Genomic DNA, 18,004 nt, shown 5'->3' on the forward strand with positions numbered 1-18,004 from the left:
TTTCACTTTGAGAAAATTGCTATTGGAACAGGGCAATAAAGCTCAAAACCTAGGATTTACTAGGGAAGTAACTGAAGGAGTACTTGATGCTACATAGCAAAAAAACCGTTTTTGTAAGGCAACATTGGAGAAAGCTATACAGCGATCCCATTTATGTTCGGTCTTACTGGCGGTCACCTCCTAGTAGGTAAACTCTACTAAAGGCATTTGCGCCACCCATTTCGATTCGCTAAAAGTAAAATAATGAGGCAAAAAATCAAACAAATAAGTTTGTTTTTGCTTACAGACAAAAATGCAGTACCCCATAATTGCCCCTGAATATATAATACAAACTCAAATATTGAGTTTTATCATATATATATGAACTCAATTCTTCTGATTAATATTCAAAAGGTTCGCGGTTCGATTCCGCGCAGCGGCACCAGGTATACCAATGGTTATAGGTTGTTTTCAAAATCACCATCCGGATTATGGGACACATATGGGACAGTTGTAGATAACTATTTACCTTTAGTAACTAGCTTAATAGCTTTCCATTGTATTGCTTCATTTGTATTGAAAATAAATAGTTCTCTTTCTCTGCTTGGGTCATTTGTATACGATAATTGTTTTATTCTTTTTTCAAAATCTTTATCTAATTCTTTATAGTACCCAACATAAACCCTTTCAATCACAGATTCTTGAATGCTTTCAATGATGTGTTTGTCCGTTTCATCGTTTATTGAAAAGCCGATTAAAAATAGATCACCCTTTAAAGTAGATAAAGCATTTAGACAACATCGAAGGTATGAGTGTCTATAAATTTTTTTAGCCTTATCTTTATAATTACCCTCTAAAACAATTAATGGTTGCTGGTCATCCTTCAACCATTTATCTATCTGTTCTAAAATGCGCCCGTCTTTGCTATCGTTATTAATCTTAATAAAATTTTCTATAGCATTAATAATGAATAAGCTTCCATGTAAGTAAAAAACATCTTGCGGACCCCTTGAAAGATTATTATTCCATTTTGGAAAATCATTGGTATTCATATCACGCGTAAATCCATCGTCATGTGGTAATGATGAAAAGTCAAAATCATGTAAATTGAACAGGTCTAAATGTTGATTAGTCCTATTCATAATTATCCAATACAGTAAAAGATCATAGTTTGTAGTAAATATTTTGTTAAAGTTTGATAATATTTTTAAACATGCTATGAAAGTACCAGGAGAAATGTCGCTTTGGAATTTGGGATGAACAGAGTTTATTGTATTGTAGAAAGCGGCAATTAGATTATCCTTATCCTTATTGAGAGTTCTGTTGAGTAATTCCGCTTTAGGATAATGTTTTATGGTTTCTATAGTTATATTTAAATGGTCCAACACTTTCTCAAAATCGCAGGTATTGATGTCATCAAATAGATTTTTGATGCTCTTACTTATGGATATCTCCCCTTCATCTGCTAACTTTTGTGCTTGTTTGTATAGATATTTATAATCAAAATTTTCACATAAACTAATACTGAAGCCATTACCCAACAATATGGATCTATTTTTGTTGGTTGAATTCTCTAATGCTTCTTCAAACGAAATTGGATTTAGTTTGGCCATCCTTTGCCCTCTATAAATAAGACCCGATGTGTTTAATTATAGTTCAAACGGGTATTTTTTGAGTCTGAGGCACTGAATTACCGAAGTGGTTATGTCCCTTGATTGTCCCAATATCCTTTGGGGGTTCTCTAAGATTATGTGTTTAAAACAGAAAAATAATATGAACACCTGATTTAGTATCAATGGCAGATATTTTCAGTGTGAGCATACGCTATGCTATGGTTGGTGTATCTAACGATCCATTTCTATTTCACTCCTTGTTTTTGTGGGCAGTGTTTTTTCAGGAGTGAAGGAGCCAGATTTTTCTAATGCTTGTTGACTTTTGTTGTAAGCTGCGACTAATTGATTTAAGTCTCTTTTATTGTCAATGGTTGCAGCATTGTCTCTAATGGAAATGATTTGGCTGCCGCTTAACTTCATGGACTTTATTTGTACAAAATCGGCAATTGTTTTTGGTAGTTCAATTGGCTTATCAACGATTGAGGAAATGGCTCCTATATCCTTTCTCATTAGTTGCTTTTGGATTTCTGCAATCCCTTTGCTTAAATGAATATCGTTCCAGTCTGTTTTTGCTTTTCCCTGCAACCCATCGGGAAATACTGCTCTGGCACTTAAGTTATCTTGTTTAAAGGCATTAATTGTTTTTTCGATGGCTTGTTGTGATTTAGCGAACTCTCCATCATTATCTCCTGCAATAACAACTTCTTTTGAATGGAATTTTTTGATGATTGGGCTTAAGTTCTTCATGTTTGAAACGCCAAAGGAGCATAAAACTGTGGCTTTGCTGTCCGCGAGAGCGATGGAAGCACCTGTTTCAAAACCTTCGGCGATATAAAGGCGGGATCCTTGCATTCCTTTTTGAATAACGCCACAACTGCCGTCTATGATTCCTTTGGATAGCTTTGGGTTGTCCATGAATTTATTTTTACTGGCTGTTTGCTTGTCCAGATAAATTCGTTGAACGCCTGTTAGTTCATTTTTTTCATTTCTTGCAGCAATGATTAATGCTGGGATTTTATTAACTTTATCTTCCAATAATCCTTGTTCATTGCAGTTTTTCCATTGAGATCCAGTGGGCCAGAAACGTATATCCATTTTATCAATGGATTCTATGCCCCGATGTTGTTTTAAATATTTTTCGGCCAATGTTCCCTTTGCAAGAATAGAACCATCCCAGATACTTTTTGCAGAAATTACTTTGTTCTTCTTTTCAAGGTCATTTAATTTTTGTAATTCATTTTTACTGGAAATGGGGGCTTTTATGAATATGGAAAGGTTTTCTAATTGATTTATGCCTACCATGGACGCAGCTTGAGAGAGTGCTTCTTTAAAGGACAGCTTATCTCTAGCAATAATCGCTTGAATCGGCGCGCCTCCTATTCCGTCACTGAAATCATGCCATAAGCCTTTGTCCTTGCCTTTCAAGCTTACAATTAAGCCACCAGAATAACGTAACTCTCTGGAGTTTTGTGTTTTTGGCTCACCCCAGATTGTTTTATAGGTAGTTTCTGGGTCGGCCATCAGAGCTTCATTAATAATTCTGGCATCCAAAAATTGTGCAGATTGTTGGATTTTTTGTAAGACCGGATTGGTTGATTGCAATGATTTTTGGGTGATCGTTTCTGGCTTAAAATCGTAGTTATTTTCTAATTCCTTATTAATTGTATTTACAGATGACACATTCAATGGATATTCTTGCAAAGCTAATTGATAACCGCTGCCCTTTTCAATTTGCTTCATATGACTGGAAAGAGATAACCAGTTCTTTTTCCAGGCTGATATTTCTTTTGCAGAATTAGAGTTTGTGACGCTAGGGAACTGCATTGATAGTGTGTGTACGACTTCATTTAGCTCCTTAATTTCACGCAATTTTATTTGGTGGTTGCTAGCCTGGGCTAACAGCTTTTCTTTGTTGCCTTTTTCATAGGATAAAATTGAATCAAGGTACTTTGAGCCTTTTAATTGATGAGCCAATGCATCACGTTTTGATGACTGACTGATTGCTGCTGATATCAGCTTGTTATTTTGTACATTGCCATCAGCTTTATTAAGGTGCGCCTGCTGCCAAAGCCTGTAAGTTTGCATACTGGCTTTTTTGTAAGTCAGGAAACATTGATAGTCTTTTTTCTCAGGTGAAGAAATATTAGATAATCGTTCCTTTCTGTCGGTAACTCGTAGATATTTACTAAGGGTTTTAGATTCAATATTTGCTTCTTTAATAAAGGGATAATGGCCAGTGATATCATTTTTAATCTCATTAATTACTGCAAGACGTGTTTTGAAATTAGACTTACTTGCCGTAAATTGCTTGATGTTTTCCCGATACTGCTGTTTTTCTGTTTGTACTGCTAACTTTGCCAAATCCAGCTTGAAATAAGAGGCTATTTCAGGCATGGCTTTGTTTTGCATCAATTCGTGAGCTAACTCATTGCGGCGGGTGAGTAACTCAATAGATTTTGGATTACTACTCTTCCCTTCACTGTTTCCCGCTTCTTTTAAACTTGCTGACCAATTTTCTCTAAGCTCAAGCTGTAATGCTTTATAGGCTTTGATGTTATCGAACGCCAATCTTCCCTCAGCACTTAATCCATTTCGAAACAATTTATCGCTATGCAAACGCGCATCTTTATGTATGGATTGCCATAATGATTCAGGCTTTTGATTCAATTCTTTTGCATGGGTTAAAACAAAAGAATGTGATAACTTGGATTCTCTTTTAATTTGGACTGCAAGCCTTTCTTTCTCTTCGCCTTGTGCGTTTAAATAAAGCGAAATATTGGTACGTATTAAGTCCCTTGTTGCCTGCTTGCCAAGTGATTCCAGGCGCATCTGTGCTTTTTTAAATTCCTTGCCATATTCATGCTGTGGCAATCCAATTCGGTTTAGTTCTCCGATGGAAAAATGCTGCAAATAAGGTTTATAACGCTCCAGATCCCTACTAATTACAAAAGCTACTGCATTGCGTTTAGCGGACTGTTGTTGCAGAGCTTGTTTATTCTGATTTGAAATTCCATTATCCAACGATTGGGCATTGATATGCTGACTTCGTTTAAGGATTTGTTGGTTTAAAAACACGTACTGCCTGACAGTAGAAAAATCCTGCCTTTCTGATTTGGGTAGTGAATGTAATAACTTCGAGGTTTGGAAACGCAGGGCTTCACGCCGATAGGTACTAACACCAAAACCCAAGCGTTCTTTGGCAAGGCGATACAATTTGGGATCATTCACAATGGCAAATGCTAATTTTGCCGCTTTTCGATCTTCCCCTTGTTGTTTGCATTGAACATAGGTTTCTACTGTCTGTTCCAAGCCCTTCCAGTCCTGTTCTTTCGATAATTTTTTTTCAATGGCATTTTGTAAGACTATGCTGTTTTTGTGCTCTTTAAAACGTGCTTCATGAGCTTTCAGAGTATCTGAATCAACCATATCCATTGAGGAGTACTTGTCACTGTTATTGGTGGTAATGGCTTTAACCAGATGATCTTTATCGTCCGTGACTACTATCATTTCCCAAATACCACGGGTTGTTTCCACGTAATAGTTTTGGATGGTTGATGCAAATCGGTTTTGGCTTTCAATAAGGCCAAGACCTCTTTTTTTATCTTTTCCCTGGGTAGCATAGGTCGTGAGTACATAGCCATGATCAAGATGTCGTAGTTCTTTTGCTCCGTGAGGTAAGTGTAGGGTTTGATTGTCTTCCGTTATGATTGTTATTCCCTCATTGTTGATTTGTCTGATGGTTGCCAATTCAGAGTTGCGAATACCATTGTGTTCAGAATTACGTTTCCATTGAATTTGATCACCGGCCATTAGACTCAATTGTTCTCGCCGATATACTTCAACAGGCCGTTCCAAATCTTTGTTTTCAGTTCTAAATTCAGGTAGTGAGGACAATTTAAATTTTATGGCTTGACCATTTTCATGCTTAAGAATCAGTGTATTATTATGCTTGTTTTTGTTAGTGACCTGCCCAACAGTTAAATAATCTCCTGCTTTGATGTTATACCGCTGAATAGTATGATTAAAACGAATGATATCGTTTTGACTATAATAAGCTGCATTTCTGAGCTTAATTCCAGTTAAATTGCGTTCTTTTAATATGGGTTGCAGATGCTCTTGTCCGGTTAGTGTCCCTTCTTGAATTAAAGCGTTTCGTAAAATCTGAGTTATATCCTGGCGATTTCTGTGCGTTGGGGCAAAGCATAGTGTGTTTTGGCGTTCTTCTGGTGTTAATGACAACCATTTACTTGAAATATAATCAACCCGTTTTAAATAAGTATCAAGCGTTTCCACATGAGTTAACTTATCAACGGCATCATAGATTTCACCTCTACCAGCATGAATTGCTGATTCCCTTAATTCTGAGTCTTTCTGGCGAAGATTATCCGTCATGGCAACGGTTTTAATCCCATAATCTTGAATGACAGAGAATAATTTCCCGCTGGATGGGGAAGGAAGCTGGGCTTTATCGCCAATGATCTTTAACTGGGTATTAAACTGTTCTGCCAGTTTGATGATTTTATGTCCTTGTGGATTAGATAACATAGAGGCTTCGTCCACCACAAATATGGTTTTACTTAAGTCCTGTTTCTGATTTTGCAATCTCCCTAACTCTCTTGCAAAGGTAGAAGCATTTAACCCTCCTTTATGGCGCAGTTCATTGGCGGCTGCCGAGCCTGCGGTAATACCACGAATTTCATAGCCCTGAAGAGATGCTAATTCACGAGTCAAACGTAGCATCGTGGTTTTACCAGTTCCTGCATACCCTTGAATGGCAATAAATCGGTCTGTTGAGGTTAGGAAGGTTGTCATAGCTTTTTTCTGTGAAGGGGATAAAGCAAATGCCATCTCCTGTTCTTTTGCTTTTATAAACTCACTGACTTTTTGTTTCGAACAAATAGCAGAAACAGCACCTTTACCATTTTCAATACGCTGGATGGCCTCGCTCTCAAGTGTTAGTTGCCAGGGCGTTGTCAATAAAGGCTTTTGTGTGAAGGGGTGTCTTGCCGTATACAGGTTTTGATTTGCAATGTTTTCATCAATGGCTTTATTAATTAAGGTTTCATCGATTATCTTATTGCTGGCGATTACATATTTTAGCGCTTCTTTTTTAAGTTCCCTTTCCTCAAACACCGCATGCTGTTGACTGATTGATTCAATGGCCACATACACAGACTCTCTGGCATGAGTCATTTCGATGTTATCCTTACCATAAAAGCGCTCAACAATGTTTTCCTTTAAAGTTTGAAAGAGATTTTTCTGAGGCTTATACGATGAAGCCACTAGTTGATGTGGATCAAAGCCCATTTCCTGGCATTCTTTGATGATGTCTTCTTTCCATTTCTCATAATCAATGATTTCTTTATCCAATTTTGTTTTTTGAGCCGCAATCGAGGATGCTTTAGCACCACTCCAGCCTTTTTCGTCAAGTAATGCTTCGATGGATTCCCTTCTTTTTGAAAAATGAGTTAATACCTGCTCAGGTGCACCCTGGATTTCCCACAAACCATCACCATCAGATGCCAGCTGATAGCCAAGTTCTTTGGTTAAATTCGCTAATTTGTTACGAAATTTAAGCCCGCCATAGATATGGTGCTTCATGATTTGTTCAACCACGCCTTTTTGACCATCCATGTCACTGGCAAGCGAGCGCCACTTCCCATCTGGGCAGTGGGTCATATTTTGAACTACAAGGTGCGTATGTGAATTAGGATCATTGGCACGAGAGCTTGGTTGACGAAATGCTGCAATGACTAAATTTCTGGTATCAATATATTCAATTTTGCCGTCAACAAGTTGCCTGGCTTGTGCAAACTCCTTTTCCATTTCTTCAACGAACCATTCTACGGCCTTATCAAACACCTCTCCAAGCCTTGGATCAGCACCACTTTCAAGTAAAATTGAAAAAGACTTTGGGGCAGTAAGGGTCATATCAAAACCGGGGCGATGATGAATACCATCCTTATCGATTCGACCGAGTTGAGTACCATCAGGTAATATGCCTTTCAGAAGGGCAATCATCTGTTCTTTTTCTACTGCTTGCCCGTGGATCCCAAGAATTTTCGCTCCATCTCCTAACCAACGAACACTTTTAGAATCGTTTTCATAATAATTGACGACATCTAGATAGTAGGCTGCGGCTCCATCGGCACTGTCTAATGGCTGAAGACTTAACATGCTTACCCCCCAATTTGTTCTTATAAAAACTCAACAAGCTCTTTTTCTTCCTCAAGCTTTTTTTCTCTTGCAATTGGTTTTGTGATATCTTTTTTTGTTGAAGTTGCAGCCTCTAAAGCATCATCATGGGATGCGGCAAGGATGGGATCGCTGTAGGTGTCCACCAATTGCTCTACTTTTTGACGAAGTGGATCAGGATCAATGTCTCGTGCAATAAATTCTTCATGAATGAGAGGATAATCAACGTAATTAAGCTTTATTTTTGCCGCAGGAAATTCCCCTTTGACGCGCAAATATCCTTGTAGATCATTGATTACCTGAATTTGGGTTGGTAAAACCAATTGTTTTTCTTTAGTTTGACGAGAAACTGAAATCCCATCACGCATGGTGTTTGCCCCATAACTGATGGACTCATTCACCTCTTCAATTTCGTATGTACCAATATTGCGGGAGGCGTGCTCCGCATCAGTATGTTCGGGTAAGCGTAGGAACAATCGAGTCGAACACAGATTTGAAAGGGACGCGGCACCATCGTTACCATAAATGGTACGCAACTGGGATGCACCGTGATGACCTAATAAGAAGCAACCACCAAATTTGCGACTTTCTGATTTAACTGCGGCTAAAAAAGGTAAGGCATGCAAGGTAGCCAGCTCATCCAAAATAAACCAAACACGGCGGTTATCATCAGGCGCTAAACTTAAGAGTTCTTTGGTAGCAGTATTAATCCAGGCCGAAATTAGTGGTCTGATGGTTGGGTGTTTGCGCCCATCAGAACTGACAAACAAACAGGAATTATTCTGCTCATTCAAAATCCAGTCGCGAATCGAAAAGATGTCCCCATCATCTTTCAAATACAGTAAGGATTTTAAATAAGTAGCCATTACGGTTTTCACATTTAAAGCAGTCTTTTGTACTTTATCGGATACCAGAGATTCTGATTCAGTATGACGCAGTAAATGATGAATTCGACCTAAGTCTGCTGTGAGCAAATATTGCAATAACATCAGATTGGAGCGTTTAGGATCATTTTTTAGCTCATTGGCAGTCGAGACGAAAATCATACGCGCGGCTTTAATCCAAAAGGGATCCATGGTGTTATTGATGGGCATCGGCATGATGGCCTCAGCAAGTGCTTCAAGATCTGCTTTGTCTTCGCATTCTGCCCAGACATTCCAGGAATGGCCTCTCGTATCTAAGGGATTTAAAATTACATCTTGATGTTCACGATAAAAACGGGATAAATAAGTTCCTCCTTTATCATAAATAATCGCGCGCTCACCCCTAGCTTGTATTGTCGTCAATAGATCACGAATAGCAACAGTTTTACCAGATCCGGTGGTTCCGACTATTTGTATATGCTGGGTTTCAGAACCAAAGGGCAGAGATACACCACCAATCCGATAAGGAGAAATCCTGCTTGTCTTTTTGATGCACTTTTGTAACGTGTTTTCATCAACTAACTCACTGCCGCGAATGATCTTAGCTTTACTTTGATTTTCCCCTCTTTTTTGCAACCACTTAACCATGACAATTAACATCATGACAGAGGCAAATAGTGCCTCTATCATGCTCTTAAGTAGAGCTTGTTTTAATTGATTAACAATGCCGATGACCATGGGAGCTTTTACAATTTGCGCTGAATACACTGGATAAGATTCACCCGTTGGCATGCGAACCACTTGCTTGGCTTTGCTCTGTATTAAAGTCATTGCCTGGGCTTTAACCCATTGCTGGCCAATATAACGTTGATACGCACTGGTATTAAAATAAAAAGCGATGACTGAGAAAATAAAAAAAACTATCAGCATAGCAAGGCTTACTTTCTTACCTACCTGTGTGAACATGCGGACATTGTGCAAAAAGATTTGACCGCCGCGAATAAATAATTTTGTAGGATTTACCGCCATCATTGACTCCGAATCGATATAAAAAAAGTGAAAATCAGGCTACAATGAATAAAAAGGAGAAAATCCAATGGAGAAGAACTATAAAGGGCAAGTGATGATAAGCTCACTTGATGAATTGTCCCCTGAACAAAGAAAAAAACTGCGTTTGGCATCAATGGGAATCGGTTCTCTTGTTCTTTTAATTGTGGTGTTACTATTTCTTTGTTTTGGTGATTTCCCAAGTAACAAAGACTCCTTATTTTTTTACTGCACCGATTGGCTCTTATTCCTTGTGTCACCTTTAGCGGCTTTTGGGCTTGGTGCCTCTTTTGGCTTTGATTTGATGCTCTCAGATCTAGGCTTTGCATTTTCTTTTGGATCCTACGGTGGTTCATCACTAAACCAGCCGTTTTCCTCACATGAGTCGCCCAATTACCATCGTTCAAACCACTACGGCTCTTCTGTGAGCATAAACCCAAGCTCAGGTCGGCCGATGTCAGGAAGCAGTGGTATGGATACCTCTGGAAACCCTTATGGAACCCGATCCTGGTAAGCATCATTTTACGTCCTTGTTTGCCTGGGCAACGATGACATCCTGCATGACTTGCGACCCGTCTTGCACTATGCCCTCAACATTCTTGGACATCTCTGACTTGGCGCGTGCAAAATCCTTATCAACTGCACTAACCGAATCTTTATTGACGCTTCCTGCATTGATGTTCTTTGCTCGGTCATTGAACGTATTGGTATAATCCCCAAGGGCATGATCAACCCCCGCACTACCTGCAATACGACTTTTAAATCCTTCATTTTTTTGGTGCACTTGACTTTCGTTAATAGGATGATTTTTTTGAAATTGGCTGATTGATTGCGCGGTTTTTTCACCAACAAATTGTCTTGCATAAGACTGAGCTAATTCAGGATCGTGACGAATTAGCCATTCTGCCTGTTGCAACCCAATAGTGCCCTGACTATTAGGTGCACGATGATGTGATAACCAATCAATAAATCCTGTTTGAGCATCAAGATTAATAGATGCTGTTTGTTCGCTGGAAGTAGTTGCTTGTCGGTGATAACTCTCTGATTCGGAAAAACTCGCCACAGCTTCATCTCGATACTGCATAGATTTATCAAAGCCTGCTGAAAAGTTATTAGCCAAGCGTCCACTAAAATCATCAGAAGTGCGGAAATGATCGTCCTTGGTGGCTTGTCTTGCCTCATTCACCACATCTGTAAAATGGTGTTCCTCACTAAAGCGCCGCGCTTCATTCATCAAGCGTGCGTCTTGATGGGATTCTGATTTGTCCCGTTCATGACGCACATTTCCCCCAATCTCAATATTACCCTTTGCCCCAGGTACTGCAGAACCGGTTCCAAAACCAAACGATCCTCCTAAATTAATACTGGCAGCACTTAAAACTTTAGTCGCGTCATCCCGAGAAATATTATGATCGTGAGCAAAGGTATCAATGAGATTGGATATTTTTGATGCCGCCGCATTAAAGCCTGCTGAAGTGGATATTTGGTGTCCCTGCCCACTTTGTTCCCCATGTGATTGCGTTTCACCAAGCTCTGCCAGGCTTCTGAGTGATGCCGCATAGTGCTCTGATGAAGCAATTGATTTATTGAACCCAGCACTTTTAGCACTGTCGGATAATTCAGAAAATGCAGATCGCGTGCTTTCTCCTAATTGAATATTAAGCGGGGTATGCGAGGTCGCAGTTGCCATCGTCAGTGTTTCACTGCCATCACGCGATATTCGCGCAATTGAACCACTATCAAGGCTTGTTTCAATACCACCCAATGATATTCTGGCGTTTTGATCGTTATGAAAAGAACTGCTATTAAACCCATTATGATTAGCAAAACTGGTATTTCCGTAGCTGTAATTTCCCATTTGTGCTTCTTCTGCCGCAGAGGAGGCGGCATTTTGAACAATACCTGTTGGTTGTTGCGTGAGTGATACAAAACTACCCACGTGTCGACTGATTAACATATAACTCAATGTGGTTGTCGCCAAGACTAAGTAGCCTCCCAAGGCAGCCATATTTTCATAGACTTGATTCATGCCTGTTTGGTAGGCCAAAGTAGTCGCCCCTGTTGACACAAAGGACAATGAAAACTGCGCCAAAATAGTCATGATGTAGTTAATAACAGTAAACATCGGTGCCCATAGGGCAAGCCAGACATACAGTGTTGCGTAAAATTGAAAAAAAGAAATGCCGGAGGGAAAGGGGAAAAAAAACAAGACAAAAATAAAACACCCTATAACAATGCAAAATAAAAGACTTTGCAACATGGGCAACCAATAGGCGGACATTAGTCCAATGTTGCTGAGTGCCGCGGGTATTTTATCCTGTGCTCGACTGGCTGAAAAACTGTCTATGGCCGCTTTTGAATTCACACGTGCGCCCATAGAAAACACGCCATCGCGAATGGCGTTGGCCATCATATTTTGCCGAATAAGTGCTGCGGCATCACCTGACATGGCGGTTAAATGATTATAAGCTTGAGGTAAGTATTTTTCGAAATTAGCTAGGGCATCTGAATGATTGCCAAAAGCAAAACCTGCATACTTAGATTTGGCATCTTCAATCACGCCACTCCAGGCACTGTCTAATAAACTAGCGGCTTCCATACACGATTTAAATGAACCATCGTAAATAAACCCACGAGCAACAGAGGCATTGGATTTAACCAATTCCCAAATATCTCTTGCTTGATTAATGTCTTTTAAGCCATATCGTCCATACATCACATCATAGAACACGCATTGCTGCATGAACTTTTGCATGTTTGCATTAAACAACGGATCGGTTATTTTTATATTACTTGCTGATAAAAAGAGCTTCGCACCCATGATCATGCCTGTTTGGCTGTAATCCATATCGTTAGGTGAATGAAAGAAGAATTCAAAAAGCCGGGTTATTTTATCACTTAGCTGACTGCTTAATCCTCCTACAACACCCAAAACTAAGGGCACGTTATCAACCGTTAAATCTGGTCGCAGAGGATCAGTTCTATCGTGGATTTGCAAATTGCAGGTAGGTGTTAGAATAAATGAAATAACAAAAGCATATTTTAAAATAAAGAAGAACATACTGCGCACATCACGTTTTACAATAAATTGGCCAACAGTCCAAACCCCACCAATAATCAGTGCTGTTCTAAAAATCCCAAGTATTCCATCATAGTGAAACATAGCTGCGGTGGCGTTATAAAACGCCTTAAGTAACTCACCACCGGTAATCGTATAAATTTGCATCGTAACAGCCATTTCACTCACCTCATTTGATTAGCCCAACTCAAAGACTGAGTGAGCTCTGATGAAAATTCGCCTACAAGCATTTGCTCGATGGTTTGAGTTTCTTGAATCATCTGCATCGCCATGCTCATTCGCTGATGCGCGCTACCTTCCATTTGAACCAAGTCGCGACGAGCCTGGGTGAGATCAGTTTGAAACTCTTTCATTATTGCTTCTGGATATTGCAGAGCTCCTGCTGCTTGTTTAACGAGTTGCAGGTTTTCATTCAAATATTGAAATAAAATATCGATGGCAATGGCTTCTGAGTAACGTGTAGTGTCAATCACTGCACTGTCCTTCATAAAGGCCATTTGAACGCTGACCATTTTCATCACCGGATATTGTGTGGACTCAATTAATCCTTTAGCGGCCTCACTTTGCTCCACATTGTCTTTAATCTTGCTTGCCATATCCAAAATCAGATCACGAACTTTTGATTCAAGACCATGACTGATATCAATGTTTTTACTGGTTAAGGTGGGTTGTAAGCATTTGACCTTTTCATCACATTGATAGATTTTTACCTCGCCACCGCGTAAAAGAGCGCTGATTAAATTGTTATTACTTACTAAGGAAGACAGGCGTTGGACATGCACCCCTTCTGCATCGCGAGTCAGAATTAAGGTGCCTGATAAGGTCATCATGAGTTGAGCTAATTCGATATCATCTGCAAATAAGCCGTTTTTCTTTAACGCATTCCACGCCACATTGGTATTATCAACTACCTGCTCATTGCTGCTGTTTTCATTAATCACTCTGTCGTAATCATAATTACTGGAGCCTTTACCACAGCCTTGTCGTGCCTCGGCCCAGTCTGAAAAGAGATTTTTGGATTGACCGATGGATTGGCAGGCATGTTGTTGTGCAATACGGGTGCGTGGGGCTAAACCCAGTACGGCACTTTCCGCGGTTGCGCACGAGCTGATATTGGTTTGGTTCACCCAGGTAGCCACGTTTTGTAATTTGGTTGCCACATTACCTAAAAGAGGAGTTGCTTGCTCTAGGGCCAATTGGAAGGCAAGACCTTGTGAGTTGTTCAATATATTCTTGGTAAAATCGACAAATTCTTTACCTTTGATGTGAGAAAACCCACCTAACGTGGCATCTATGCCGCCACAGCCTGCGGACACTTTAGGCCAGCTCAAACGCATGATTTGCAGATTACGTACGCTGCTTCTAGCGTATAAATTACCGCCAGTATAAAAACCAGCACGCTGCGCTTGGTAAGCATGCGGCTCTGTTACATTCGCGCCCATATTAAGAGCTTTAAAATAACCAGTTAAATCCTCACCTATTGATTTGCTGTACACTTGTCCGATGCCAAGTGCACCGATTAACCCACAAGACAGAAGAATTTTTTTCATAAAGGCACCTCTTTGTCATGTATCTGGCTAATTTTTAGTAACCGATTGGTTAGTTCGCCTTCATCAATAGTGCCTTCAGTAACAAGACTCGCCACTTGGCTCTTTGGGTTAATCAAAAAAAGAGAAGGATAAACACTGACTTGAAATACCTTCGTTTGTCCTTCATTCATCACCGCATCAGGAAAGGATGGTAAAAAGCCTCCATCAACAGAAATAGCAACTACGCTAAAGCCATAGTGTTGACTCAAGCGTTTGAGCGTGGGTGCAAAGCGTTGACAATGAGGACAACTCGAACTGAAAAAAAAGAAAAATCCTTGATGTTTGGCAAGGGCATGAAGCGGTGCATTATCAATATCGGCGTATAGGCTTGATGAAAATAACGTTCCTAATATTAGAAAAATAGCTAATTTATTGCGCATTGTAATCTCCCGATTGAAAAGCGTTGCTTGCCATTAAAATGTTTTCCTTCAATTCCGACTGGCTGACTAAGCCATAAGCAACTGGCATGGTTTTTTTAGATACTGGATTAAGAGCAAAAACCGCAGGAATGTGTTTAACACCCATCTGAGTTGCCTGACCGGAATCAACTCGTGAGTTAGGTAACATCGGGGAGATGCGATTGGTCATGGCAATTGGAATAACAGTCATGTGATAACTGTTCGCAAAATCACTCACTACTTGGGCCATGCGCTCGCTAAATGGTTCACCACCTTCATAGAAATACAACAAACCAGATGTTTGACTAATTTGAGTAATCGCCTTTTCCTTTTGCATGCTGTTTTGCTGGTTGTAGATATCACGTGCTGCACTACTGCTCGGATTAATAAGACTTTCATCCTGATCGGGGTTTATTAGCAGATCGAGCATCCATTTCTCAGAAAACAGATTAGCCTGTGCCACAATCAATCGTTGTAATCGTCTTGCACGAGCAATATTTTCAGGAGTTGGATTTAAAATAGCTTGTGCGCGAGCCTGTTGCACTCTATTACCAATCAATTTCCATGTTTTATCAGGATCGGCAGGTTTACTTACATGTGAAGGTGCCACTGACTCGGTTTGTGGTTTATTCTTGACTTCCTCTTTGGGATCCTTATGCCAATACCAACCTTCCTCATGCTCATTAAGATAAGGCTGCTCGGCGTACAAAAAAGGACTCACGCTAACCAACAAAACAAAAAACCATCTAGCCATTGATGTCTCCTTGATTGTAAAATTGATTAAGGCGCTGGCTTATTCCATTGGCAGTCTGTTGGTAATCCGGTTGTTTTTGTTTATTTTTTACCTCCTCATAAAATTCTGAAAAATCAATGGCTTCGAAGTGAATTAATTGCAATTGCTCAGGCGTAATACCCGAGCAATTTGAATATTTATTTTGGCCAAAACCAATATGTAACTGATCACGTCTTCCTTGTACTTGAACCATACGGGCTAATTTAGATTGGAAGACACAGTAAGTCTGGTGATGATCGACACAGACCGAGCCAATAGGGAGTTTTTTGCGTTTAAAACAATATTCACCCGTAGGTACTACCAGTTTGTTTTCTCGAGCTTTTCCCAGTTTTTTCTCAGCATCACTACACTGTGCCAGCTCAAGATCCAGACCCCACCCCTTATCACTGCAACAATTTTTAAAATGGAGCATTGTTGTTGAACATTCAAGCAATTGACCTTTGAAAATAAAATTGGCATTGCCATCAAAGTCTTTTGAGGCATCCGAGGCGGCGGATAAGGTGGACATTGCTTTTTTAAAATCGTCTTCATTGGCTGGGGTTAGTTCATGTTTCGCGCAATTACCATCCAAACAAAAAGCATCCTCGCCACACAACAGTTGGTTGTCAGTACATTGGTTTATCGGGCATTGATACGTTTGCTGATGGGTTGTGCAAAGTCCTGCTTCTTCTTTCACACAAGTTGAAGCAGTCTGCTCACATCCTTGATTAACTAGGTTATCGCACGTATTTTGCTCCTGACTACCACCACAGGTGTAGGATGCTCTCTCTTTCCAGCAAGGGCGGGTCAATGGAACATCGCCAATAATCCGTGTTTGATTGGGCTCAGTGCATGTTAGAGGCTCAGTAATATGACACAACCCCTCTTTTTCTTTGTTTTGCAAATGTTGGCATTGGTCGTCCCAATACTCTTTGCTTTCATAAATTTCTACCGTCATCGAAACGGAGTGAACATAGGGCACTGTGCAGCGACCGAATCGACAATTGCCAACAGACAATGATAGGGTGGGATTGGCGCATGTAGCTGTTTGCTCAACAACCACTAATTTCTTTTCATCAAGGAAACTGACCTTCACCATGGCGCAATTGGCAGGCAATAGAATCGCTGGTGCTGGTGCTAAATCCTTATAAATCGTATAGCAAGGAGTTTTGCCTTGTTGGCAGGTATCCGCTTGTGCCAGATTAACTGAGACTTTAAAAGGGGTATTCCTCATACCTCCTTTTCGCAGGTATAGACTGTAACTTTCTGTTTTGTAGGGGGAAACATCTAACCTTAAGTGTCTTGCACAATGCAATACACCTAATACCTTGCTAGACAGGCATGTTTTTTCCTGCCATGAGTAATGGCATTCTTTGGGTTTTAAAGAGCAGGTGGTTTTATCGGTATTTTGACCATGCATAATCGCATCTCCATTTTCCGCGATTTGATTTAACTTTTGCATTGATTCCGAGGCAGGATTTACTTGATACAAGGGGCGATGATTAAAACTTTCGCCTACTGCCTTTCCTGCATCATTCTGAGCCACGGCAGTTTGCGAATCGGCTTCAAGACCTGTGCTTGCCTGCGTGACGCCACTATAATAATGTTCTTGCGGCAGATTGGCTTGATAGCCAGGAAACTGGCTCAGATCCAGTGCTTTTAATAAATCAATGGATTGATTGGTATGGCTTGTTCCGGTCTGAACGCCTTCTTGATACGCCTGATTCAAATCAAGTGCAAAAACCTGTGAACAAAGGATTAAAAAAACTAAAACGAAGCCTTTCATTAGATTAATTCCCCTCTTAACCGAAGAATCATTTGATCCAACACGGGGTCTTCTGACTGCTCATCTCCCCTCATTTTTTCCAAAGCATAGTCCAGCGATACATCACCATAAAGACTGTCGTAACTCACCGGTTTGCAATCCATATTGGCAGGACAAGCAGGGGTGTCTTTCACATAAACCACTGCAGGAACCATAGCGATATCAAAGGTTTTAAAAAGAATAGGATCAAGCTGCATCCCAATTCCTGTTTTTTTACTGAGCGTTTGAATAGCCGTCATCGTTTCTTTAAACGAATTATGAATTAGTCCCCGAATCACAGGTGTTGCTCCACTTTTTTTACATTGTAAAAGCCAGGCTTTTAGACTTTTTTCTGGCATTGAAAACGATAAGAACACGAGTACCTGACTGACTTTTTTTAAGTGGGTTACAATGGGCTCCTGTGTTTTTATGACTTGATGCATCTCGCCGGTAAATTCTGCAATTTGACCCGATTTTTCTGAAGTCTCAAGAGACTTACTGATTTGCTTTATTTCATTTGTAAAAGCATTGGCGCGATTTTTTGTATTCGCCTCAATAGACGCAATATAGGCTTCATCTTCTGCAAGTGCAGGAAATGACAACAAAAATAATGCAACCAAGAAAGAAGTGTTCATTCGTATTGTTTTCATCACATCTCCTAATCG

General features: G+C 40.1%; 11 protein-coding genes. 1 reads left to right on the forward strand and 10 read right to left on the reverse strand.

What is annotated here, in order from left to right:
• Nucleotides 1–180 precede the first annotated feature (180 nt).
• From OQJ02_RS10350 to traD, 4 genes are all read right to left on the reverse strand, one after another.
• Nucleotides 181–306, reverse strand: coding sequence for a hypothetical protein (locus OQJ02_RS10350; protein WP_015444247.1), 126 nt, complete (start codon nt 304–306; stop codon nt 181–183).
• A 194-nt stretch (nt 307–500) separates the two neighbouring features.
• Complete coding sequence (locus OQJ02_RS10355) at nt 501–1,592, reverse strand: DUF4917 family protein (protein WP_010947789.1); 1,092 nt, start codon at nt 1,590–1,592, stop codon at nt 501–503.
• Between the two features lie 231 nt (nt 1,593–1,823).
• Entirely contained in the window at nt 1,824–7,769 is a 5,946-nt protein-coding gene (gene traI, locus OQJ02_RS10360; RefSeq protein ID WP_010947790.1) for a conjugative transfer relaxase/helicase TraI, read from the reverse strand.
• Between the two features lie 20 nt (nt 7,770–7,789).
• Nucleotides 7,790–9,679 (reverse strand): type IV conjugative transfer system coupling protein TraD, encoded by a 1,890-nt coding sequence (gene traD / locus OQJ02_RS10365; RefSeq protein ID WP_015444246.1) that lies wholly within the window; start codon nt 9,677–9,679, stop codon nt 7,790–7,792.
• A 67-nt stretch (nt 9,680–9,746) separates the two neighbouring features.
• On the opposite strand from traD, the gene OQJ02_RS10370 reads away from it, so the two are divergent.
• Nucleotides 9,747–10,211: a hypothetical protein gene (locus OQJ02_RS10370; protein ID WP_021437030.1), complete on the forward strand. Its 465-nt coding sequence runs from the start codon at nt 9,747–9,749 to the stop codon at nt 10,209–10,211.
• Between the two features lie 3 nt (nt 10,212–10,214).
• Here OQJ02_RS10370 and OQJ02_RS10375 read toward each other — a convergent pair whose 3' ends face one another.
• From OQJ02_RS10375 to trbC, 6 genes are read right to left on the reverse strand one after another with little or no spacing between them, the layout of a single operon-like run.
• On the reverse strand, nt 10,215–12,935 hold the full coding sequence (locus OQJ02_RS10375; RefSeq protein ID WP_015444244.1) for a conjugal transfer protein TraG N-terminal domain-containing protein: 2,721 nt from the start codon (nt 12,933–12,935) through the stop codon (nt 10,215–10,217).
• A 5-nt stretch (nt 12,936–12,940) separates the two neighbouring features.
• Nucleotides 12,941–14,326 carry a conjugal transfer protein TraH gene (locus OQJ02_RS10380; protein ID WP_010947793.1) on the reverse strand — a complete coding sequence of 462 codons (1,386 nt, stop codon included), beginning with the start codon at nt 14,324–14,326 and terminating at the stop codon, nt 12,941–12,943.
• The gene (gene trbB, locus OQJ02_RS10385; RefSeq protein ID WP_010947794.1) at nt 14,323–14,745 is read right to left on the reverse strand and encodes a type-F conjugative transfer system pilin assembly thiol-disulfide isomerase TrbB; all 423 of its coding nucleotides are present in this window, start codon (nt 14,743–14,745) and stop codon (nt 14,323–14,325) included. Before trbB ends, OQJ02_RS10380 begins: the two co-directional genes overlap by 4 nt.
• Complete coding sequence (traF, locus tag OQJ02_RS10390) at nt 14,735–15,517, reverse strand: type-F conjugative transfer system pilin assembly protein TraF (RefSeq protein WP_010947795.1); 783 nt, start codon at nt 15,515–15,517, stop codon at nt 14,735–14,737. Before traF ends, trbB begins: the two co-directional genes overlap by 11 nt.
• Nucleotides 15,510–17,321: a type-F conjugative transfer system mating-pair stabilization protein TraN gene (gene traN, locus OQJ02_RS10395; protein ID WP_010947796.1), complete on the reverse strand. Its 1,812-nt coding sequence runs from the start codon at nt 17,319–17,321 to the stop codon at nt 15,510–15,512. The genes traF and traN overlap by 8 nt, the downstream gene beginning before the upstream one ends.
• Nucleotides 17,321–17,989, reverse strand: a complete 669-nt coding sequence (gene trbC, locus OQJ02_RS10400; RefSeq protein WP_015444243.1) for a type-F conjugative transfer system pilin assembly protein TrbC — start codon at nt 17,987–17,989, stop codon at nt 17,321–17,323. The genes traN and trbC overlap by 1 nt, the downstream gene beginning before the upstream one ends.
• Nucleotides 17,990–18,004 lie beyond the last annotated feature (15 nt).

It is taken from the genome of Legionella sp. PATHC032 (assembly GCF_026191185.1).
GTDB lineage: Bacteria > Pseudomonadota > Gammaproteobacteria > Legionellales > Legionellaceae > Legionella.